Source organism: Streptomyces sp. CA-243310 (genome assembly GCF_050936775.1).
Classification (GTDB): Bacteria; Actinomycetota; Actinomycetes; order Streptomycetales; family Streptomycetaceae; genus Streptomyces.
In genome coordinates, this window is the sequence record NZ_JBNJMF010000002.1 from 1663633 (window position 1) to 1684814 (window position 21182).

The window sequence follows — 21182 nt, forward strand, 5'->3', positions numbered from 1 at the left end:
GTCGCCCTCCACCCCGACAGCAGCCTGGGGGGTTCGCTGTGAGCGACAGCATGACCTTTCGAAACGAGGACCTGCCGGCCCTCTTCCACCACACCGATCAGGCGGCGATCTCCCGACAGCGGGAGTCCACCCAGGCCACGCGCGCCCAGCTGGTGCTGCTCGTCGTCGCGGCGGGGGCCGCCGCCCTGCCCGAGGGACCGACCGTGGGTTCGCTCCGACTGTTCGGGGCGATCAGCGCGCTGGCGTACGCCGGCGTCCTGGGGGTGGGCATCCGGGCGACCCGGCGCCGGGCCCGGCCCCAGTGGCAGCTGAACCGGAGCGCGGCCGAGTTCATCAAGTCCCTGGCCTGGCGGTACGCCGTGCACGGGGCGCCGTTCGGCAGTGATGTCGCCGGGCCGGAGGCGACGTACCGGACCCGCCTGGAGAAGGGCCTGGACGAGCTGCGCAAGATGGGTTGGGAGGATCCCCGGGGCTCGGGCGCCGTGCCGGAGGGCGGGGAGATCACGGGGGCGATGCACCGGTTGCGCGGTCTGGGCTACCACGTGCGCCGGGAGACGTACGTCCGGGATCGGCTGATCGAGCAGCGCAACTGGTACCAGCGCAAGACGGAGGTCTCGCGTCGGGCGACCGCCCTGTGGTCGTGGACCATCGTGCTGCTGACGTGCCTGGGCCTGCTGTTCGCCCTGTTGGCGGCCTTCGGTTCGGGTCCGGGGCCGCGGCTGACGGGGCTGCTCAGCGCGGCGGCGGCGGCCGGCATCGCCTGGAACGAGGTGCGCCGGCATCATCCGCTGATCGAGGCGCACACCCTGATCGAGCAGGACCTGTCGGCGATGATGGTCGTGATGCAGACGACGATCACCGAGGCCCAGTGGCCCTCGTCGGTGTACGAGACGGAGCGCTACGTGTCTCCGCAGCACACGGACTGGCTCGCGCGACACAGCAGTTGACGTCCGTCGCGGGAGGGGGTGGCTCAGACCCGGGTCACGCCCTCGCGCCAGACGACGGTGACGGGCTTCCCGAGGGCCCGCGCATAGGCGACGATCTCGCCGGTGCCGCCGTGCCCGCGGGCGGGCAGGCCGTCCCAGACGGCGACGAGCCGGTCGCAGGAGTCCGCGATGAAGGTGCCGGCCGCGTAGTACGCCTCGTCCGTGGACCGGTCGAAGGCCATCCGGACCTCCTGCGCGGCGCGGCGCCGGAGCCGGCGGTAGTGGGCCAGCGACTCGGCGCCCTCGAAGGTCTCCTCGTAGTCGCCGCTGGGGATCACGACGGTGAGGTCCGCGCCGCATTCCAGCGCGATGTCGGCGAACAGCTGGTCCGCTCCCTCGGCGAGGCTGGAGAAGGCCTCCAGCGGTCCGTCGTGGCCGTCGAGGACGGCCCGCAGGCCGTCCCTCACGTGGTCGAGCACCTCGACGGGAATCGATCGGTGCCCGGTCACGCCGATACGTTTCATGCGGAATCCTCCCCCGTGGACGCCTGGACATCCTCCCAGAAGGCGGGAGGACGTCCAGGGGTCGAGTGGGGGCGCGTGGGTCAGTAGACGCTGACGCCGTAGGCGTTCAGTGCTTCCACGACGGGCTGGAAGAAGGTCGTTCCACCGGAGGAGCAGTTGCCGCTGCCGCCGGAGGTGAGACCCACGGCACGGCTGCCGGAGTAGAGGGGGCCGCCGCTGTCGCCGGGCTCGGCGCAGACGTTGGTGCGGATCATGCCGTAGACGATGTCGCCGCCGCCGTAGTTGACGGTGGCGTTGAGGCCGGTGACGGAGCCGCTGTGGATGCCGGTGGTGGAGCCGCGCCGGGTGACGGACATGCCGGTGGTGGCGTTGACGGCGCTGGTGATGTCCTGGCTGCCGACGGTGCCCGGCGGGATCGGGGTGCTGCTGTTGTACTTGATCAGTCCGTAGTCATTGGTCGGGAAGCTGGAGCCCACGGTGGGGCCGATGACGGTGGTGTGGGCGGAGTTGCTCCACCACGTGCCGGCTCCGTCGGTGCAGTGGCCGGCGGTCAGGATGTAGTAGGTGCTGCCGCTGCGCACGTTGAAGCCGAGCGAACAGCGCCAGCTCGACGCGTAGATCGCGTCGCCGCCGGACAACAGTTTCGTCAGTCTGCCCGGGGTGCGCTCGATCCGCAGGGCGCCGGCGTCGGCGCCGGCCTCGCGGCGGATTCTGGCGATGTCGGCGGCCGACACCCTGGAGTCCGCGGTGACCACGAGGGTTCCGTTGGCGGGGTCGGTGTGCCAGGCCGTGCCCGCCACGTCGGCGCGCAGGACGGAGGCGCCTGCCGAGGCGAGGCGATCGGCGCTGAAGCCGCTGTCGGCGCTCGCCGTGGCGGGTGCGCCGAGCGCGGCGACGGCGGCCAGGCCGGTGGCCGCCGCGAGAAGCTTGATTCGGGTGATGCTCTGGATCCTCACTGACTCGTCCTCCCGGAGGGGATGGGGGGCCCGGCGGTGGTGGGGGTGCCGGAGCCCGGGAGAGAGGCGGTCGGGAGCACGACGGGCGCATGCCCGTTCGCCGTGCCCCTGACAAGCCTCGTGAGAGACGCTTTCGGGAGTGTCCTGGCGTCAGATTCCGGCGACAAGAGCGGCTTTCAGCCTCCTCTCACCCACCGGAACCTCGAACGGCAGTGTGTTCCCGGGGGGCGGGAAGGGACAGATGAAGTGGTCCGCGAAGGCGCACGGTGGCAGCTGGGCCCGGTTGAAGTCCACGGTGATCGAGCCGTCCTCGCCGGGAGTGCCGGGCTTGAGGAAGCGGAACCGGTAGCTGGACACCCCGCCGGTGGCGTCGCCGAAGACGGCCCACAGGCTCCCGTCCTCCTCGTCCACGGCGACCTGGAGGGCGTGTTCCACGCCGTCGCGGGTGAAGACCAGTTCCCCGCCGAGACCGAGTCCGCGGTCCCGCCCGTCGGCGTTCTCGACCTGGACCGTCCGGCCCCGGTCGTACGGTCGAAAGCGCCCCGGGAGGGCGAACTCCGGGTGGTACGGGCCGGCCTCGATGCCGGTGAAGTCCCGCCGGGCCTCGGAGGCCGGGTCGAAGACGCGCACCGCCCACTCCCCCTCCCGCCGGATCACCACGATCCGGAGGTCGCCCGCGGAGATCCGGGAGTGCGAGGGCGGCGCCTCGTCGGACGTGAGCACGGCGTCGCCGGTGAAGGGGGCTCCGTCGAGGCGCAGCCCGTCCTCGGGGTCGGCGTGCAGGGCGACCCCCGCGTCGGTGGTGCGCCATTCCCCGGGAACGGCCGGAATTCGACCTTCCGGGTAGTCGGCGAGCCAGTGGGTACCGGTCAGCGCGAGGGGCCCGTGCGGGGCGGACACGGTCGCCACCCGGTGCTCGTGCCAGCGCCGCCAGGCGGTCTCGGGGTCGGTGTCGTCGTCATGGTTCATGCCGCTCAACCCTTCCACGCCGGTCCGGGCGGGAACCGCGGGGTACCCCGTCCGGACCTGCGAAATATCTGAGGGAGGCTCAGCAGCCGTCGCAGGGGCAGCAGCAGCAACCGTCGCCGCAGCTGTCACAGCAGTCGCACCCGTCACAGCAGTCGCACCCGTCGCACCACGGGTCCCGCTTCTGTCGGGACCACGGCCCCTCGTGCTCCGTGCAGCAGAGTTGGCAGGTGCAGAAGAGCCCGACGGCCACCGCGCAGCCCGCGAGGAGCCCGCGGCGCGGTCGCTGCGGAGGCAGCCCGCCGCCACCGCCGCCTCCCGGCCCGCCCGGCCCCATCGGCGGCGGAGTCCCGGGGCCCCCGGGGGCGTACGGGGTGCCCGGCGCGTACGGGTTGCCGCCGCCGTACGGGTTGCCCGCGCCCGGGGCGTCGTAGCCCTGCGGGGCCGGGCCGAAGCCCCCGCCGGAGTTCACGGCGGCGTGGTCGCCCGTGTGACCGCAGCCGGTCGCGCCGAAGGCCCGGTCGACCGAGGTGCGCAGTTCGTGCACCAGCAGCCGGTGGGCCAGACCGGCGTCCGCGAACTCCACCTCGCGCAGTGCCAGCCGGATGCCGCGCAAGGCGTCGTCGCAGAGCCTGCGCGCCTCGGTGAGGGAGGTTCCGGTGGCGGTGAGCGGGTTCCAGGCGCCGGCGGCGGCGTCCGCCCGCTGGTCCTCCACGGCGTCCAGCAGGTGTGCGAGGCGGCCGAAGTACCGTCCCGCCTCGGCGAGCGGGGCGGTGTTGCCTGGCCGTCCCGCGAGGACCGCGGTATGCGCGAAGGCGGCTGCGGTCGCCGTCTCCGTGGGCTCGGTCACCACCAGCACGGGTGTGCCGATTCCGGCCAGCACCTCGATGCCGCCCTGCCGGTCCACGGCGTCGACGAGCACGGCCGTGTCGAAGCCGAGCGAGGCCCCGGTGCGGGCGCCGGCCCGGTCCCAGCCCCGGGCCACCTTGCGCGCGGCGGCGGCGATCGGCGCCCGGGCCAACAGCCCGTCCCGGTCGGCGACGTGGTCGCGCACCTTCGCGGAGGCCAGCACGAGGGAGACGGCCGCCGCGAGACGCGCGCCCTCCCCCTTGGCGACGGCGGCGGTGCGCATGCCGCGCAGCGGGCAGGGGCCGGCGGTGCGTCGTGCCTGCGGATCCGGTCCGGACTGAGCCTCCGTCAGAACGGATACCAGCAGGCCGTCGTAGTTGGTCACGATCCTGGCGAACTGCCCGTGGTCACCGCGAAGTGCCAGGCACAGACCGCAGAGATGAGCCATCCACTCGGTCTTGAAGCGCTCTCCCAGCCGGTGCGTGCAAGGCCTGACGATGCCGAACAATCTGCTTCCCCCGTGTGTCATGCGCGTGCTTTCCGGGCATGGTATCGAGCCAACCCGGTCACCCGTACGCACCAGCGCATCACCCGAAAGGTGGCGGCGGTCGTATTTTCACTCAGTCAGCAGCGGTAGGCCGTCGCGCACCTTAGTCGTGCAACGAATGTTCTGCACCAGTACCGTCACGAAAAGCCGGCGCGGCGGCTATCCACTTGGCGCGTTGTCAGCATCATGGACGACCATAGGGGCAGCGGAGAGAAGACAACTGACCGCGGTGAAAGGAGGCGTCCATGGGTTCGGTGCGCAAGGCGAGTGCCTGGTTGGGTCTCGTGGAAGACAACGACGACGAGCGGTACTACGACGACGACTACGCGGAGGCGGTGGAGCGCCAGCAGGGCGGGTCCGTCTCGGGCCCCGGCGACCAGTGGGTCACCGACCCGCGCGTCAAGGTGGCCTCGGAGTCCGCGGTCGAGCACGGTCGGCGGATCGCGACGGTGACGCCCGACGGCTTCCGTGACGCCCGCGGCATCGGCGAGCTGTTCCGCGAGGGCGTCCCGGTCATCGTGAACCTGTCGTCGATGGACCCGGGCGACGCGAAGCGCGTGGTCGACTTCGCGGCCGGCCTGACCTTCGGACTGCGCGGATCGATCGAGCGGGTGGCGACCAGGGTCTTCCTCCTGACCCCGGCCGACACCCAGATCGTCAGCGGCGAGCCCGGTGGGCGCTCGCGCGACTTCTTCAACCAGAGCTGAGCAGGGCCCTCACCGGAAGGCGTCGAGCCCGGTGAGTGCCTTGCCCAGCACCAATTGGTGCATCTCGACGGTGCCCTCGTAGGTGAGGACCGATTCGAGGTTGGTGGCGTGCCGCATCACGGGATATTCCAGGGAGATCCCGTTCGCGCCGAGGATGGTCCGCGCGGTGCGGCAGATGTCGATGGCCTCGCGGACGTTGTTGAGTTTGCCGAAACTGATCTGCTCCGGCCGCAGGGTTCCCGCGTCCATGCGGCGACCCAGGTGGTGGGCGAGCAGGATGCCCTTGTGGAGTTCCAGCGCCATGTCCGCGAGCTTGGCCTGGGTGAGTTGGAAGCCGCCGATCGGCTTTCCGAACTGCTCCCGCGTCTTCGCGTAGTCGAGCGCGGACTCGAAAGAGGCGCGCGCCGCCCCCATGGAGCCCCAGACGATCCCGTACCGCGCGTGGCTGAGGCAGCCCAGCGGTCCCTTGAGCCCGGTGACGCCCGGAAGCACCGCGTCCGCGGGCAGGCGGACGTCGTCCATCACCAGCTCGCTGGTCACCGAGGCGCGCAGGGACCACTTGTGCTTGATCTCGGGCGCGGAGAACCCGGCGCTGTCGGTGGGCACCGCGAACCCGCGGACGCCCTCGTCGGTCTGCGCCCACACGACGGCGACGGCTGCCACCGACCCGTTGGTGATCCACATCTTGCGGCCCGTCAACACCCAGTCGGTGCCGTCGCGCTTGGCGTAGGTGCGCATCGCGGCGGGGTCCGAACCGACGTCGGGTTCGGTCAGGCCGAAGCAGCCGATGAGTTCGCCGGCGGCCATGCCGGGCAGCCAGCGCTCCTTCTGCTCCTCGGAGCCGTACTTCCAGATCGCGTACATGGCCAGCGAGCCCTGTACGGAGACCAGCGAGCGGATGCCGGAGTCGGCGGCCTCCAGCTCCAGACAGGCCAGGCCGTACTGCACGGCGGAGGCGCCGGCGCACCCGTATCCGGTCAGCGACATCCCGAGCGCGCCGATCGAGCCGAGTTCCCGGGCGAGTTCCCGGATCCCGGGCAGCTCGCCGTTCTCGTACCACTCGGCGATGTGCGGCAGCACCCGGTCGGCGGCCCAGTCCCGGACGGTGGCGCGGACCGCGAGGTCCTCGGGGCTGAGCAGCTCGTCGATCCCGAGCGGATCGGTGGGTACGAAGGACACGTGGCCTCCCGGCGGCCTGAGGGACGGAAACCTGGCGGTGTCAGTGTGTCCGCGACCCCGCCCCCGGTCCACCCCCCACCTGCGAGGGTCCCGTTCGGAGGCGGGTGTCAGGCCGAGCGGGCGGCCGGGTCGCACTCGGCGTGCGCCTGGCCGGGGATCCGCGCGGCGGGTTCGCCGACGGGGGCCGCGGCGTTCGCCTGCGCGGGCAGCCGCAGCGGTTCGCCGGTGTCCGTGTCGGCGGCGCAGTCCATCGTGCGCGGCAGTTTCAGCGCCATGACCGCGCCCGCGAACAGCAGCCCGGCGCTGACCACCAGCGTCACGTGCAGGCCGTGGACGAACGAGTGCCGGGCGGCGGCGTGCAGCGCCGCGCCGGCGGGGCCGCCGAGGTGCGCCGCGATCTGGTAGGCCTCGCCCAGCGAGTTGGCGGCGTCGGCGGCGTCGGCCGCCGAGACCCCCGGAACGTGCGCGAGGCCCGGCGCGTAGGCCGCGTTCATGACACTGCCCAGCAGTGCGATGCCCATGCCCGCGCCGAGCTGGTAGGAGGTCTCGCCGATGGAGGCCGCGCCGCCGGCGGTGGCAGCCGGAGCCTCGCTCAGCATCGACTCGTAGGCGGCGAACAGCGTGGTCTGGAGGCCGAAGCCGAGCAGGATGAACCCGACGGTGAGCAGGAGGGGCCGGTCCTGCTGCCCCATGAGCGTCAGCAGGAGCACGGCGCAGGCGGTGAGCAGGAAGCCCAGCGAGACCATGGTGCGCGGGCCGACCCGTTGCAGGGTGTACGAACCGGTGGCGCCGGCGGCCATCGCGGCGAAGGTCAGCGGCAGCAGCCGCAGGCCGGTCTCCAGCGGACTCAGGCGCAGCACCAGCTGGAGGTACTGGACGGCGATCAGTTCCAGGCCGACCAGGGCCAGCATGGCGAGCACGATGCAGCCGACGGAGGTGGTGAAGGCCGCGCGGGAGAACAGCCGCATGTCGATCAGCGGGTGGGTGCGTCGTCGCTGGCGGCGCACGAAGAGGATCAGCAGCGCCACGCCGAGGAGCAGCGGGACCAGCGCCTCGGGGTCGACGAGCTGCCGTTCGGCGCCGAGACGCTTGACCCCGAGGACCGCCCCGAGCACGCCGCCGGCGGCCATCAGCGCGCCGAGCACGTCCCAGGGCCCCTCGGTGGCTCCCTTGGACTCGGGGAGCAGCCATCGGCCGAGCGGCAGGATCAGCGCCATCAGCGGGATGTTGATCAGGAAGACGGATCCCCACCAGTAGTGCTGGACGAGGAATCCACCGAGGACGGGGCCACTGGCCGCGCCGATGGCGGCGACGGCGGTCCAGATGCCGATGGCGAGGGCCCGCTCGCGCCGGTCGGGGAAGACCTGGCGCAGGATCGACAGGGTGGCCGGCATGATCATCGCCCCGCCGATGCCGAGCAGGGCGCGGGCGGCGATGAGGACCTGGGCGTTGTCGGCGAGGGCGGCGATGGCGGAGGCGATGCCGAAGAGTCCGTAGCCGAGGAGCAGGATCCGGCGGCGGCCGACCCGATCCCCGAGGGTGCCGAAGAGGATCAGCAGCGCGGCGCAGACCAGCGGGTAGGCGTCGACGATCCAGAGGAGTTCGATCGAGCCGGGGCGCAGGTCCTCGGTGACGGCGGGAACGGCGACGTGCAGGATCGTCGCGTCGAGCGCGACGAGCACGAGGCTGACGCAGAGGACGGCGAGGACGACCCAACGGTTCGCCCCGCCGGAGGCGGCGCTGATTCGCTGCCAGGGGGAAGGGTTCCGGTCGCCGGTCACGTTCGTCCCCGACATGCATGTACCTCCCAGGTGATCCCTCGCACTCGGCGGACCAGCGTCGTGTGGAGCCACGGGGGTGAAGCGGGGGTGCGGCGTCCTGCGGGGTCCGGCATCGACAAGCGAGTGAACGGTCAGCGTACGCGAGTTCGTTTGACCCACACGTGGTCAAGCTCTCATCCCGACGGCGGCCTGCGTGTGGTGTGTGCCACTCGCCCCGCCCCCTCCCCCCTTCCCTCGTGCGCACGCCTGGTCACGGCCCGTGGTCCCGGTCCGGCGCCGGGTGGGCCGGCGTCGATAATCGTGCCCGTGAAGGATCTTGGATTTCGTCGGGCCGCTCCCGCCCTGGCCGCGTTCGCGGCGGTCAGGCTGCTCGGGCTGAGCGTGCTCGCGCTGTGGGGGGCGGCGGTCGACAGCAGCCCGCACACGCTGCTGTCGGCGCGCTGGGACTCCCTCTGGTACGCCCGGATCGCCGCCGAGGGCTACGGGTACGAGGTACTCCTGCCGAACGGCGACGTCCACTCCAACCTGGCGTTCTTCCCCCTGCTTCCCTGGCTGGAGCGCCTGGTGGCGGCGGTGACCGGCTTCTCCCACAGCTCGGCCGGCCTGGTGGTCGCCGCGGTCGCGGGGCTCGCGGCGGCCTGGGGGATCTTCGCGGTCGCCGACTCGCTGTACGGCCGCCGGGTCGGGGTCCTGGCCGTCGCCGCCTGGGCGGCGTTGCCGGTCGGGATCGTGCAGTCCATGGCGTACAGCGAGTCGCTGTTCACCGCCCTCGCGGCCTGGTCCCTGTACGGGGTCCTGCGCGGCCGCTGGGTCACGGCGGGCCTGCTCGCGGCGGCGGCCGGGCTGACCCGACCGGTCGGTGCCGCCGTGGTCGCGGCGGTGTGGGTGGCGGCGGTCCTGACCCTGCGGCGCGGTGAGCGGTCGTGGCGGATGGCGGCGGGCGCCCTGCTGGCCCCGCTCGGCGCGGCCGCTTACGTGCTGTGGGTCGGGGCGCGCACCGGCGGGGGCCTGTTGGGCTACCTCGACGTGCAGGGCGGCTGGGGCAACGGCTTCGACGGGGGCTGGGCCTTCGCCCGGTTCGTCGGAGCCCGGCTGGCCTCCCCGGCGTTCCCGGCGGGGATCGGGCTGATCGCGGGGGTGGCGCTGGTGTTGTGGCTGTACCGGCTGTGCGTACGGCAGCGCCAGCCCGCGGCCCTGCTGGTCTACTGCGGGATCGTGGTGGCGCTGGCGCTGTGCGCGTCCGGGTACTTCGGGTCCAAGCCCCGGCTGCTGCTGCCCGCCTTCCCGCTGATGCTGCCGGTGGCCGCGGCGCTGGCCCGCCTGCGGACCGGACGGGCGGCCGCGGTGCTGGGCGCGGTGGCCTCGGTCTCCGCGGTGTACGGGGCGTTCTGGCTCAACGGATCGGGGCCCCCGTGAGCACGGCCGGGGCCGCGGTCATGGAAGGGATCATTCCGATCCATGCTTGAGTAAAGTAATTGACCTGCGGTGATAAACCGCCGGTAAGCGGGTCGATAATCGCCCTGCGGGCGTTTCAATCGGCGGTCGAATAACGGGAATTAAGTACCGCGTGAGACCAAGTCCACATCACATGGTCATCACAAAGCCGGCGATTCGACCGGGCCGAGCTTCGACGCGCGGTAACGTCGATTGAGTGCGTACCGACCATATGCTGACCCGTCTCGAGCGGGTCTTCGCCCGGCTCGACCGGGAACCAGAGCGACCGGCTCATCTGCAAACTCCGCGGATGAGCCGGCACCGCGTCGTGCTCCTCGGTTCCACGCTCGCGTTCTATCTCGCGATCGTGGTCGCCGTGTTGACCACGTCCTGGCTCGTCCGGTTGGACTGGCAGATCATGTTCTTCCGGCCCTACGAACAGTGGCCGCAGCTGCACGCCTTCCTCGACTACCTCGTCGTCCTCGGTCAGCGCGGACCCACCGCGGTCATGGTCGCGGCCTGGCTCGGGTGGCGCTCCTGGCGGCAGCACACCCTCCGCCCGCTGATCACCCTCGGCGTGGCGCTGCTCCTGCTGAACGTCACCGTCGGCGCCGTGAAGATCGGCCTCGGCCGGCTCGGCCCGCACTACGCGACCCAGATCGGCTCCGCCGAGCTCTTCGCGGGCGGCGATATATTTCCTTCCGGCCACACCGCCAACGCCGTCGTGACCTGGGGAATCCTGGCCTACCTGGCTTCCACCGTGGTCACCCGGCGGGTGCTGTCGGTGGTGTCCGCGGTCGTCTCGCTGAGCGTCGGCGCCACCACCGTGTACCTCGGCACCCACTGGGTGAGCGACGTACTGCTCGGCTGGACCGCCGGCCTGCTGATCCTGCTGGCGCTGCCCTGGTTCGAGCCGCTGGTCGCCCGGGCCGAGGCCTACGTCTTCGAGCTGCGCGAACTGCTGCGCCGCCGGCTGGAGGAGGGCCGGGTGTCCGAGCCGGTCGCCGCGGCGCTCACCCCGCTGCTCTCCGCGGGCGGCAAGTGGCAGCTCCGGCGGAACGCGGAGGCCCCGGCGCCCGCCCCCGCCACCCAGCAGGCGCAGGCCGCCGGTCAGCCCGTCGCCAACGCCCCGACCGGCCACGGCCCGACCCCCAGGCCGGCCGCGCACCTGACCACCCGCCCGCACGTGATCCGGTCCGAGCGGACCCCGGTCACCCCGGTCGGCAGCCGCCGGCCGCCGCACACCGAGCGGACCACCGCCCGGCCGGCGCCGGCCCGTCCGATCGCGGGCGGCTGAGCCGCCCGCCCCACCCCGCGGAGCGGTACGCACGACCCTCCCGCGACATCGCCCCAGCACGGCGGGCCGGTTCATCGAACCGGCCCGCCGCTGTCGTCCGCATGCCCGGTCCGTCAGCATTGCGCCCTGAGGTTCCTCCGTACCGGGTCACGCTTGTGTCACGGATTGTCGACAGTCCTTTGCCCGGGCCGACTTACCCGGAAGCGTCCGACAAGAGGCCGGTGGGCTTTCTTTTTCGACCCGCGACACGCGCGGGGGCGAAGGCTGTTTCCCATTCCGTTCCACGGCCACCGAATTACTGCCGGAGGATTGCCGGAGAGTCGCCGAAGGAGTGGGGCTGAACCCCCGTCAGCTTCCTTGCGGGTTCTTCACCGATCGGTCGAAAACGTCACGCGGGGCCCGGATCCTCCCGATCGGTTCCACCGGCTCGACGACTTCGAACTCACACCCGAGCAACATGATGTGAATCACGAGTACGTCCAGGTTCACCGCCCCGGCGGCGGGCGGCTCCGTCGGTCAGCAGCCCGGGACGGCGAGGTCGCCGGCCGACTTCACCAGGGCGCAGAGCGACCTGAGGGAGACCTTCCAGACGCCGTCCTCCAGGACGGCGCCCCCCTTGGTGTCGGACAGCACCGGGAATCCGCTGACGAACAGGTCGTAGGTGACCTCGGCCTCGGTGGGAGAGGTGAAGGTGACCCCGGTGACCTCGGAGGACACGTCGGCGACCTCGGAACGGTCCGCGACGGCGGCCAGCAGGGGCTTCAGCAGGACGCCGTTCTGCAGGACCTCGGCCTTCCGGTCGGCGGAGACCGAGGGGTCGAAGAACGCGGCCCAGTTCTTCTCGATCTGCGCCTCGGCCGCCGCCGGGTCCGCCGGGCCGTCCGCCCGGATCGCCGTCGCGGGTGCCGGGGCCGACGAGGTGCTCGCGACGCCGTTCCCGGTCGCCCCGGCGGTGCAGGCGGTGGCGGGTACCAGCAGGAGCGCCGCTGCCGCCGCCCAGGCGACGCGGCGGGAGTGTCCGTGTCCGCTCATGCCTCCAGGGTCGGCGCGTTCCGGACCGCCCGCAAGAAATGCCGGACCCGGCCGGGCGGGGCCCGCAGGACGGTCAGCGGGGCCGGGGCGACGGCGCCGTGTGCACCGGTTCGGGGGCCGGGAGGATCAGCCGCGTGCCGACCACCAGCGCCTGCGTGCTCGGACCGATCAGGGCCCGGTTCGCCTCGTACAGCGCCTGCCACCCGCCGCGCACCCGGTGATCGCGCGCGATCGAGTACAGCGACTCGCCCGCCCGCACCACGTGTGTGCGCCCGGTCAGTCCGTACCGTTTCGAGCACACCGGCCAGGCCTCCCACCCCTGGGTTCCGAGCACCTCCTCGGCGACCCGGATCTGCTGTTCCCTGGTCGCCAGGTCCGCCCTCGGCGCGAAGAGCAGCCCACCGTGTCCTTCCCAGGTCGGCTGCCGGAACTGGAGCCCGCCGTAGAACCCGTTGCCCGTGTTGACCGCCCACCGCCCGCTGCTCTCGCAGTCGGCCACGCAGTCCCAGGGCCACTCTCCACCCGGCCCGCAGTCCCCCGGACCGTTCCCCACCACCCCGGGGGAACCGGGATGCGCCGCGCCCGCGGGGCCGGGGGCCGGTGGCGGTGGAGCCGCGAGGGCGTGGGACGGGCGGCCGAGCACCAGCGCGGCGACGACCGCGGTCGCGCAGGCGACCCACCGGATCCGGAGGTTGGGCATCGGGTCACGCTACGCGGCCCGCCCGCGGGCACTTGGACCGCCACGCGAGCGCCCCGGCGCCCACCCGGACGGCCGCCCCCAGGTACCCCGCGAACCAGCCGGCGGCGACCGACAACTGAGCACAAACAGAAAAGAGTTGGCACGAAAACAAAGCCCCGGTCGCGCCGTTCACCCTCCCGGGTGGCCGGTTCGATTCCGTTCCCTCAAACGGCGTGACCCAGCCCGCCGCTCCTGCGTTGTGCCCGGCGAGCCGGGACCCCCCGGCCCCCGCTCGCCTAGTCCGAGGAGTCACCCCGTGCCGCGCATGCTCGACGTCAGTGATGAGGTACGTGCCGAGATCGGTGACGAAGAAGCCGACAGGCTGCTCGTCGGCGACGACGCGCCGGGCAGTTACGACTGCACCTCCTGCCGCACCCCCGGCAACCCCGAGAGCGACCGCACCAGCACGGTGCTGTTCGTCGGCGAGGAGACCGCCGTCCTCGCCTTCGCCCACGCCACCTGCATCCCCTCCCAGGTGGTCTCCGTGCCCGAGGCCCAGCTCCAGGGCGCCGTCGCCAGCATCACCGGCGACAGCCCGGCGGCCGCCCCCTCCCCGGTCGCCCCCGACGGCGCGCCCCGGTCCGTGCCCGGCGGTCAGGCCGTCCTCGGCATCACCAGCGGCCTGGTCCTGATCGACAACGAACTGCACCCCGCGCTGGTCGTCGAGCCGACCGCGCCGATCGCCCGTCCCGGCACCACCGGCCCCGGCGACGACTTCCTGCCGCTCCTCATCGAGCAGGGCTTCATCCCGGTCACCGACACCAGGCAGCTCCCCTCGCCGCTGGCCGGCTGGTCGGTCCTCCTCGCCGCCGGGCAGCTGCACGCCGTGCTCCAGCCCGGTCCGGCCGGTGGCAGCCCGATCCACTGGTGGCAGGCGCACCAGGCGCTGTCCGTGACCGACGGCTGGCGAGCCGCCGTCAACAAGACCCAGCGCGTGCTCATCTACGCGGCTCCGGTCGGTTCCATCGGCCAGCAGCCCCGCGAGGACCTGCTCCGCGACGCCCTCGACAAAGCCGCCGCCAACGGGCAGCTGGTCGCCGCCTCGATGCCCCTGGCCGGTACCCCGGGCGCCTGATCCCCTCGCCCGTCCCGCTCGTCCCTCACACCCCGCCGAACCGGTCCCCCGCCCCCGCCGAAGGGGCCGGACCGCATGCGCCGGGGGTGCGCGGTCCGTCCCGCGCACCCCCGGCGATCTGCGTTTTCTCCCCGTTCACCCCGCATCCGCAGAGCCCCGGGTTCGTTGGCTGATACGTGCATTCACACGATGTCTCCCGCGCCCCGTCCCATCCGAGCACCGTCCCCCCGATGCGCCCGTCCCGGGATCGGGACATCGTCCCGGTCGCCTCGCACACCCCGATCTACGACACGTTGTACTCGGAGTACCTGCGCGCCTTCCGGACGCTGCCGGGTGACCGTACGGGCGAGGAGGACCTCGGCTTCACGGCCTTCTCCTACGGGGGCGGCCACGGCGGATCCGGGGCGGGAGGCGGTTCGTACGCGGCCGCCTGGAGCACGCCCTCCTGGCAGCCGGTGGACGCCTGGCAGCCCGCCCCCTACGTCCCGGCCCCGCTGCCCTCGTACGCACACTCCACGGGCTCCGGTCAGGGATACGCCAACGGGCGGCAGCACCAGACCGGGATGCAACACGTCCCGGCGGCCCTGCCGCCCGCTCCGCGCCGGGGCTACTGACCCCGGCACACGTCGGCGCGTACGCCTACTTCTTCTTCTTGTACTGCGCGCCGCGCTTCTCGCGCACCCGCACCGAAAGGTGGATCGGGGTGCCCTCGAAACCGAACTCCTCGCGCAGCCGGCGCTCGATGAAGCGGCGGTAGCCGTGCTCCAGGAAGCCGGAGGCGAAGAGGACGAAGCGCGGCGGCTTGCTTCCCGCCTGGGTCCCGAACAGGATGCGGGGCTGCTTGCCGCCGCGGATCGGGTGCGGGTGGGCGGCGACGACCTCGCCGAGGAACGCGTTCAGTCGACCGGTGGGGACGCGCGTCTCCCAGCCCGCCAGCGCGGTCTCGATCGCCGGGACCAGCTTCTCCATGTGGCGGCCGGTGAGCGCGGAGACGTTGACGCGGGGCGCCCAGGCGACCTGCTGCATCTCGGTCTCGATCTCGCGCTCGAGGTAGTAGCGGCGCTCCTCGTCCAGCTCGTCCCACTTGTTGTACGCGATCACGACGGCGCGGCCCGCCTCGACGGCCATGGTGATGATGCGCTGGTCCTGGACGCTGATGCTCTCGGTCGAGTCGATCAGGATGACCGCGACCTCCGCCTTCTCCACGGCGGCGGCCGTGCGCAGCGAGGCGTAGTAGTCGGCGCCCTGCTGGAGGTGGACCTTCTTGCGGATGCCCGCGGTGTCCACGAACTTCCAGGTGACCCCGCCGAGTTGGATCAGCTCGTCGACCGGGTCGCGGGTGGTGCCGGCCAGTTCGTTGACGACGACGCGGTCCTCCTTCGCGACCTTGTTCAGGAGCGAGGACTTGCCGACGTTGGGGCGACCGATCAGCGCGATGCGGCGGGGGCCGCCGATGGCGGTGCCGAAGGTCTGCGCGGGGGCCTCGGGGAGGGCCTCCAGTACCGCGTCGAGCATGTCGCCCGTGCCGCGGCCGTGCAGGGAGGAGACCGGGTGCGGCAGGCCGAGGCCCAGCGACCACAGGGAGGCCGCGTCGGACTCGCCGCTCTGGCCGTCGACCTTGTTGGCGCAGAGCACGACGGGCTTGCCGGCCCGGCGCAGGAGCCGGACGACGGCCTCGTCGGTGTCGGTGGCGCCGACCTTGGCGTCCACGACGAAGACGACCGCGTCGGCGCTCTCGATGGCGTACTCGGCCTGGGCTGCGACGGCGGCGTCGATGCCGAGGACGTCCTGCTCCCAGCCGCCGGTGTCGACGACCTTGAAGCGGCGGCCGGCCCATTCGGCCTCGTAGGTGACGCGGTCACGGGTGACGCCGGGCTTGTCCTCGACGACGGCCTCGCGGCGGCCGATGATGCGGTTCACCAGGGTCGACTTGCCGACGTTCGGCCGGCCGACGACGGCGAGGACGGGCAGCGGGCCGTGGCCCGCCTCCTCCAGGGCGCCTTCGACGTCCTCGACGTCGAAGCCCTCTTCCGCGGCGAGCTCCATGAACTCCGCGTACTCGGCGTCGCCAAGTGCTCCGTGGTCGTGCTGGTCGTTCATGAAGTCCGTTCCTCGTCGTTCGTGGTGATCGGTGGTGCCCGCGCGGCGCGGTTCCACTACTGGGTCAAGTCTCGCTCAGCGCCCGGTGAGGCGCTTGGCGTCGGCCAGGTGGGCGGTCAGCCGGTCCTGGATGCGTACGGTGGCCTCGTCCAAGGCGGTGCGTGTGCGACGGCCCGTGCCGTCCCCGGCGTCGAAGGCGGAGCCGAAGACCACGTCGACGCGGCTCTTGAGGGCCGGCAGGCCCTTCACGAGTCGGCCGCGGCTCTCGGTGCTGCCGAGCACGGCGACGGGTACGACGGGGGCGCCGCTGCGCACCGCGAAGTAGGCGAGGCCGGCGCGGAGCGAGGCGAAGTCGCCCTCGCCCCGGGTGCCCTCGGGGAAGATCCCCAGGGCGCCGCCGTTGTCGAGCACGTCGAGGGCGCGGCCGATGGCGGTGCGGTCGGCGCCACTGCGGTCGACCTTCACCTGCCCGATGCCGTCGAGGAACGGGCCGAGGGGGCCCACGTACGCTTCCTTCTTGATCAGGAAGTGCAGCGGTCTCGGCGCGGTCCCCATGACCATGGGCCCGTCTATGTTGTGGGAGTGGTTCACGGCGAGGATGACGGGGCCCTTCGCGGGCACTTTCCAGGCTCCCAGTACGCGCGGCTTCCACAGCCCGTACATCAGCCCGATGCCGATCCTCCGGCCGACCGCCGCACCCTTGGGGGAGGGCGCTGCGCTCACTGGCGACCCGCCCGCTCCCCGGTGTCCTCGGCCGCGCTCTGCCGCTCCGCGACCAGCGTCACCACGCATTCGATGACCTGGTCCAGCGTGAGTTCGGTGGTGTCCACCTCGACCGCGTCGTCGGCCTTGGCCAGCGGGGAGGTCTTCCGGCCGGAGTCGGCCGCGTCCCGCTTGATCAGGGCTTCCCTGGTGGCCGCGAGGTCCGCGGCCTCCTTGCCGCGCAGCTCGCCGCTGCGGCGGGCGGCGCGGGCCTCGGCCGAGGCGGTCAGGAAGACCTTGAGGTCGGCGTCGGGCAGGACCGTGGTGCCGATGTCGCGGCCTTCCACGACGATGCCCTCGGCGCTCTCGGCGGCGTCGGCCGCGATCGAACGCTGGAGTCGGGTGATCAGGGCGCGCACCTCGGGGACGGCGCTGACGGCGCTGACCTTGGAGGTGACGTCCCGGGTGCGGATGGGGCCGGAGGCGTCCAGTCCGTCGACGGTGATGGTGGGCGCCGACGGGTCGGTGCCGGACACGATGGCGGGCTTGTCCGCGGCGAGGGCGATGGCCTGCGGGTCGTCGATGTCGACGCCGTTGGTGATCATCCACCAGGTGATGGCCCGGTACTGGGCACCGGTGTCCAGGTAGCGCAGCCCGAGCTTGGCGGCCACGGCCTTGGAGGTGCTGGACTTGCCCGTGCCGGAGGGACCGTCGATGGCGACGATCACGGCGGACTGAGCTGCGGATTCCACGGTGCGGGCACCTTCCTGGTTGCGCGTACGTGTCCGGGCGCGCCAATAGCGCCCCTCCCCAGGTTACCGGGCCCTGGCCGCTCCCCGTCCCGCCCGGGAGGGACGGGCCCGCATCGACGCCCGGGAGGGGCGGTGACCGGCGGAAATACGGGTTCGCGGCCGGTACCGGGCGGTACCGGCCGCGAACCCGGGGGTCACTGCTGGCGCAGCGCCCAGCCGCGCTCGCGCAGTTCGGCCTCCAGGGGCGCCACCGCGCGGGGCTCCACCATCAGCTGGACGAGGCCGGCCTGCTGTCCCGTCGCGTGCTCGATCCGCACGTCCTCGATGTTCACGCCGGCCCGGCCGGCGTCGGCGAAGATCCGTGCCAGTTCGCCCGGCTTGTCGCTGATGAACACCCCGACCGTCTCGTACGCCATCGGCGCCGCGCCGTGCTTGCCCGGGACCCGGACCCGGCCCGCGTTGCCCCGCCGCAGCACGTCCTCGATCCCGGCGGCCCCGCCCCGTCGCTTGGCCTCGTCGGCCGACTGGAGCCCGCGCAGGGCCTCGACCGTCTCGTCCAGGTCGGCGGCGATCCCGGCCAGGACGTCCGCGACCGGCCCCGGGTTCGCGGAGAGGATCTCCACCCACATCCGCGGGTCCGACGCCGCGATCCGCGTCACGTCCCGGATGCCCTGACCGCACAGTCGGACGGCCGTCTCGTCGGCCTCCTCCAGGCGGGCCGCCACCATGCTCGACACCAGTTGGGGGGTGTGCGAGACCAGGGCCACCGCGCGGTCGTGGGCGTCCGCGTCCATCACCACCGGGACGGCCCGGCACAGCGCCACCAGTTCCAGCGCGAGGTTCAGCACCTCGTGGTCGGTGTCCCGGGTCGGCGTCAGCACCCACGGGCGACCCTCGAACAGGTCGGCCGTCGCGGCGAGCGGCCCGGACCGCTCCTTGCCGGCCATCGGGTGCGTGCCGATGTAGGTGCCCGCGTCCACGCCCATCGCCGTGAGTTCCCGCCGCGGGCCGCCCTTGACGCTGGCCACGTCCACGTAGGCGCGGGCCAGGTCGCGGCCGATCGCGTCGGCCAGCGCCGTCGCGACGTGGGCGGGCGGGACGGCCACGATCGCCAGGTCCACCTTGTGTTCCGGGGCCTCGTCCGTGCCGGCGCCCAGGGCGGCGGCCGTACGTGCCTGCGCCGGGTCGTGGTCGACGAGGTGCACGGTGATGCCGCGGGCGGTCAGGGCGAGCGCCGCGGAGGTGCCGATCAGTCCGGTTCCGATGACGACGGCGGTTCTCACGAGCTGCTCCAGGATGATCGCGTGACGGCGGGCCTGACTCAGGGTAGCCGGCGCGCGCGGCGCGAGGGCCCGGTGGCCGACCCGTGGGACGACCGCCGGGCCCTCGCCGCAGGATCTACAGCTTCTGCTGCCTGATGATGTCCTCCAGCGATCCCGAGGGCAGCGATCCGTCGGGGGTCAGCTTGTCCACGGCCCGGGGCAGCGACTGCGCGATCTGATCGGCGGCGTGCTCGGGGCTGACGCCCGTCTGCTCGGCCACCTTCTGCAGGGTCTCGTTCGGGAGGGCCTCGGCGATCTGCGCGCCGGTGACGGCCTTGTTCTCGCCGGTGCCGACCCACGACTGGGCCTGGTCGACGAGGCCGGACTTGGTCAACATCTCCATCAGCCCGCCGAGCGGGTTGCCGCCGCCTCCGGCCGCCTGGCCGCCACCGCCACCACCGGAGAGCGCGCCGAGCAGGGCGCCGAGGATGTTGCCGCCGCCACCGCCACCCGCCTGGCCGCCACCGCTGCCGCTGCCGCCGAGGAGCGAGCCCAGGAGAGAGCCGAGGTCGTTACCCGCCATCGTCATGCCTTTCGGAGAGGGACCGGTCCGCGCCCGTACGGCGCCTCCGGCGTCGAGATACGGACAATCTCACCCGGATCACCCCATGACGCCACTTGGCGCACGGCCCCCGAACCCGCCCCGGAGCACCTGGGGTAGAACGATCGGCATGATCTTCCACATCGTCGCGCTCACCGACTGGACGGCCGCGCCCGAGCGTCCGTACGCCCCCGCCTCGCTCGATTCCGAGGGGTTCGTGCACTGTTCGGCGGACCGCGCGACGGCTCTCGCGATCACCGAGGCGTACTACCGGGACACCCCCGGCACCCTGCTGACCGTGGAGCTGGACGAGGCGGCGCTGACCGCCGAGGTCCGCCGGGAGGGTGAATCCGGTGGCCTCTACCCCCATGTCCACGGCCCGTTGAACCGGGATGCGGTGGTACGCGTGTGGGAGGTGGTGCGCACACCCGGCACTCCTGCCACATGGGAACCGTGGCAGTCGGGCGACCGACGCGCGCCGCACGGCAGCGAAGAGCCTGGCGCGGCGGACTTCTCCTGAGGCCCGCCGCAGGCCAGGATGCTGCTCGCCCAGCCTGGCCACACAGCGAGGAGACAGTCATGAGCGACCCCACACGGACCGCCCGGCGCACCGTACTGGCGGCAGGGGCGGTGGCCCTCACGGGCGGTGCCCTCGCGGCGTGCGGCTCGTCCTCCGAGAAGCCCGCGAGCGAGGCGGGCACCGGGTCGACGCCACAGGACCCCGGGTCCTCGGCCGGGGGCGCCGCGCTGGTGAAGTCCTCGGCCGTACCGGTCGGAGGCGGCACCGTGCTCAAGGAGCAGAAACTCGTGGTGACCCAGCCGACGGCCGGGTCGTTCCGCTGCTTCACCGCCGTCTGCCCCCACCAGGGGTGTCTGGTGAACAAGGTCGAGAACGGCAGCATCGACTGCCCCTGCCACGGCAGCAAGTTCGAGATCACGGACGGCGCGGTGGCCAAGGGGCCGGCCACCACCGGGCTCGCCGAGAAGAAGATCGCCGTGTCCCCGGGCGGCGAAATCTCCCTCGCGTAACGCGGGGGCGTCCGCCTACCCTCCCGGGATGAACGACCTCACCCTGGTCCGGGACCACACCGTCTACTCCTGCGTGATGGGCTCCCGCGCGTTCGGGCTGGCGACGGAGGCGAGCGACACCGACGTACGCGGTGTCTACCTCGCCCCCACGCCGCTGTTCTGGCGCTTCGAGAAGCCGCCCACGCACGTGGAGGGGCCGCGGGACGAGGAGTTCTCCTGGGAGCTGGAACGCTTCTGCGAGCTGGCGCTGCGCGCCAACCCGAACATCCTGGAGTGCCTGCACTCCCCGCTGGTGGAGCGGGTCACCCCGGTCGGCGAGGAACTCCTGTCCCTGCGCGGGGCCTTCCTCTCCCGCCGGGCCCACGTCACGTTCACCCGCTACGCGGCCGGCCAGCACGGCAGGCTCCTCGCGGACGTGCGCAACCACGGCGCACCGCGCTGGAAGCACGCCATGCACCTGCTGCGCCTGCTCGGGTCCTGTCGCGACCTGCTGCGCACGGGCCGCCTGGAGATCGACGCCGGCGCCGACCGGGAACGTCTCCTGGCGGTGCGGCGCGGTGAGCTGGGGTGGGCGGAGGTGGACTCCTGGATGTCCCGCCTGACCGGGGAGGCGGAGGCGGCCCTCGCCGGCAGTCCCCTGCCGGCGGAGCCGGACCACGCCCGGGTGGAGGACTTCCTGACCCGTGCCCGCCGGAGTTCGGCGGCCGTGGCCCTCTGAGTCCGG

General features: G+C 72.6%; 21 protein-coding genes and 1 pseudogene. 9 read left to right on the top strand and 13 right to left on the bottom strand.

Translation table 11 applies throughout. The annotated features are described in order from the left end of the window. The first annotated feature begins 50 nt into the window (after positions 1 to 50). A complete protein-coding gene (locus tag ACQEVM_RS25105) occupies positions 51 to 947 on the top strand; it encodes a DUF4231 domain-containing protein (RefSeq protein WP_433082619.1) in 897 nt (298 codons plus the stop codon). Positions 948 to 970: 23 nt separating this feature from the next. On the opposite strand, the gene ACQEVM_RS25110 is transcribed toward ACQEVM_RS25105, so the two are convergent. The 4 genes from ACQEVM_RS25110 to ACQEVM_RS25125 form a co-directional block, all read right to left on the bottom strand. Further along, positions 971 to 1450, bottom strand: a complete 480-nt coding sequence (locus ACQEVM_RS25110; protein ID WP_433082621.1) for a hypothetical protein — start codon at positions 1448 to 1450, stop codon at positions 971 to 973. An 80-nt stretch (positions 1451 to 1530) separates the two neighbouring features. Then, entirely contained in the window at positions 1531 to 2406 is an 876-nt protein-coding gene (locus ACQEVM_RS25115; protein ID WP_053679234.1) for a S1 family peptidase, read from the bottom strand. 150 nt (positions 2407 to 2556) lie between these two features. After that, on the bottom strand, positions 2557 to 3375 hold the full coding sequence (locus tag ACQEVM_RS25120; protein WP_433082624.1) for a DUF1684 domain-containing protein: 819 nt from the start codon (positions 3373 to 3375) through the stop codon (positions 2557 to 2559). A gap of 79 nt (positions 3376 to 3454) precedes the next feature. Then, positions 3455 to 4729 (bottom strand): DUF5685 family protein, encoded by a 1275-nt coding sequence (locus ACQEVM_RS25125; protein ID WP_433082626.1) that lies wholly within the window; start codon positions 4727 to 4729, stop codon positions 3455 to 3457. 284 nt (positions 4730 to 5013) lie between these two features. Here ACQEVM_RS25125 and ACQEVM_RS25130 point away from each other — a divergent pair, with 284 nt between their 5' ends. After that, on the top strand, positions 5014 to 5475 hold the full coding sequence (locus tag ACQEVM_RS25130) for a cell division protein SepF (protein ID WP_433082628.1): 462 nt from the start codon (positions 5014 to 5016) through the stop codon (positions 5473 to 5475). A 9-nt stretch (positions 5476 to 5484) separates the two neighbouring features. On the opposite strand, the gene ACQEVM_RS25135 is transcribed toward ACQEVM_RS25130, so the two are convergent. Further along, a complete protein-coding gene (locus ACQEVM_RS25135) occupies positions 5485 to 6654 on the bottom strand; it encodes an acyl-CoA dehydrogenase family protein (RefSeq protein ID WP_433082630.1) in 1170 nt (389 codons plus the stop codon). A gap of 107 nt (positions 6655 to 6761) precedes the next feature. Next, a complete protein-coding gene (locus ACQEVM_RS25140; RefSeq protein ID WP_433082632.1) occupies positions 6762 to 8450 on the bottom strand; it encodes an MFS transporter in 1689 nt (562 codons plus the stop codon). A gap of 285 nt (positions 8451 to 8735) precedes the next feature. On the opposite strand from ACQEVM_RS25140, the gene ACQEVM_RS25145 reads away from it, so the two are divergent. Continuing rightward, the gene (locus ACQEVM_RS25145; protein WP_433082634.1) at positions 8736 to 9851 is read left to right on the top strand and encodes a glycosyltransferase family 39 protein; all 1116 of its coding nucleotides are present in this window, start codon (positions 8736 to 8738) and stop codon (positions 9849 to 9851) included. 235 nt (positions 9852 to 10086) lie between these two features. Further along, on the top strand, positions 10087 to 11166 hold the full coding sequence (locus tag ACQEVM_RS25150; protein WP_433082636.1) for a phosphatase PAP2 family protein: 1080 nt from the start codon (positions 10087 to 10089) through the stop codon (positions 11164 to 11166). A gap of 516 nt (positions 11167 to 11682) precedes the next feature. Here ACQEVM_RS25150 and ACQEVM_RS25155 read toward each other — a convergent pair. Together ACQEVM_RS25155 and ACQEVM_RS25160 are read right to left on the bottom strand one after the other, a co-directional pair. Then, positions 11683 to 12198, bottom strand: coding sequence for a hypothetical protein (locus ACQEVM_RS25155; protein WP_433082638.1), 516 nt, complete (start codon positions 12196 to 12198; stop codon positions 11683 to 11685). A gap of 73 nt (positions 12199 to 12271) precedes the next feature. Next, the gene (locus tag ACQEVM_RS25160) at positions 12272 to 12898 is read right to left on the bottom strand and encodes a transglycosylase family protein (protein WP_433082640.1); all 627 of its coding nucleotides are present in this window, start codon (positions 12896 to 12898) and stop codon (positions 12272 to 12274) included. Positions 12899 to 13193: 295 nt separating this feature from the next. On the opposite strand from ACQEVM_RS25160, the gene ACQEVM_RS25165 reads away from it, so the two are divergent. Continuing rightward, positions 13194 to 14012, top strand: a complete 819-nt coding sequence (locus tag ACQEVM_RS25165; protein ID WP_433082642.1) for a hypothetical protein — start codon at positions 13194 to 13196, stop codon at positions 14010 to 14012. 230 nt (positions 14013 to 14242) lie between these two features. Next, positions 14243 to 14626 (top strand): hypothetical protein, encoded by a 384-nt coding sequence (locus ACQEVM_RS25170; protein WP_433082644.1) that lies wholly within the window; start codon positions 14243 to 14245, stop codon positions 14624 to 14626. A gap of 25 nt (positions 14627 to 14651) precedes the next feature. Here the strand turns inward: ACQEVM_RS25170 and der are convergent, their stop codons facing one another. The 5 genes and pseudogenes from der to ACQEVM_RS25195 form a co-directional block, all read right to left on the bottom strand. Next, positions 14652 to 16112 (bottom strand): ribosome biogenesis GTPase Der, encoded by a 1461-nt coding sequence (gene der / locus ACQEVM_RS25175; RefSeq protein WP_433082646.1) that lies wholly within the window; start codon positions 16110 to 16112, stop codon positions 14652 to 14654. Between the two features lie 75 nt (positions 16113 to 16187). After that, the gene (locus ACQEVM_RS25180; protein ID WP_433082648.1) at positions 16188 to 16904 is read right to left on the bottom strand and encodes a lysophospholipid acyltransferase family protein; all 717 of its coding nucleotides are present in this window, start codon (positions 16902 to 16904) and stop codon (positions 16188 to 16190) included. Continuing rightward, the gene (gene cmk / locus ACQEVM_RS25185) at positions 16832 to 17566 is read right to left on the bottom strand and encodes a (d)CMP kinase (protein WP_433082650.1); all 735 of its coding nucleotides are present in this window, start codon (positions 17564 to 17566) and stop codon (positions 16832 to 16834) included. Before cmk ends, ACQEVM_RS25180 begins: the two co-directional genes overlap by 73 nt. Positions 17567 to 17760: 194 nt before the next feature. Then, complete coding sequence (locus ACQEVM_RS25190; protein ID WP_433082652.1) at positions 17761 to 18849, bottom strand: prephenate dehydrogenase; 1089 nt, start codon at positions 18847 to 18849, stop codon at positions 17761 to 17763. A gap of 115 nt (positions 18850 to 18964) precedes the next feature. Then, positions 18965 to 19426 (bottom strand): annotated as a pseudogene (locus tag ACQEVM_RS25195) (YidB family protein); the annotation flags it as partial. A gap of 133 nt (positions 19427 to 19559) precedes the next feature. Here ACQEVM_RS25195 and ACQEVM_RS25200 point away from each other — a divergent pair. The 3 genes from ACQEVM_RS25200 to ACQEVM_RS25210 are packed head-to-tail and all read left to right on the top strand — an operon-like array spanning position 19560 to position 21176. Continuing rightward, a complete protein-coding gene (locus ACQEVM_RS25200) occupies positions 19560 to 19949 on the top strand; it encodes a DUF952 domain-containing protein (RefSeq protein WP_433082654.1) in 390 nt (129 codons plus the stop codon). A gap of 59 nt (positions 19950 to 20008) precedes the next feature. After that, positions 20009 to 20458 carry a Rieske (2Fe-2S) protein gene (locus ACQEVM_RS25205; protein WP_433082656.1) on the top strand — a complete coding sequence of 150 codons (450 nt, stop codon included), beginning with the start codon at positions 20009 to 20011 and terminating at the stop codon, positions 20456 to 20458. Positions 20459 to 20486: 28 nt separating this feature from the next. After that, complete coding sequence (locus ACQEVM_RS25210) at positions 20487 to 21176, top strand: nucleotidyltransferase domain-containing protein (protein ID WP_433082658.1); 690 nt, start codon at positions 20487 to 20489, stop codon at positions 21174 to 21176. Positions 21177 to 21182: the final 6 nt, after the last annotated feature.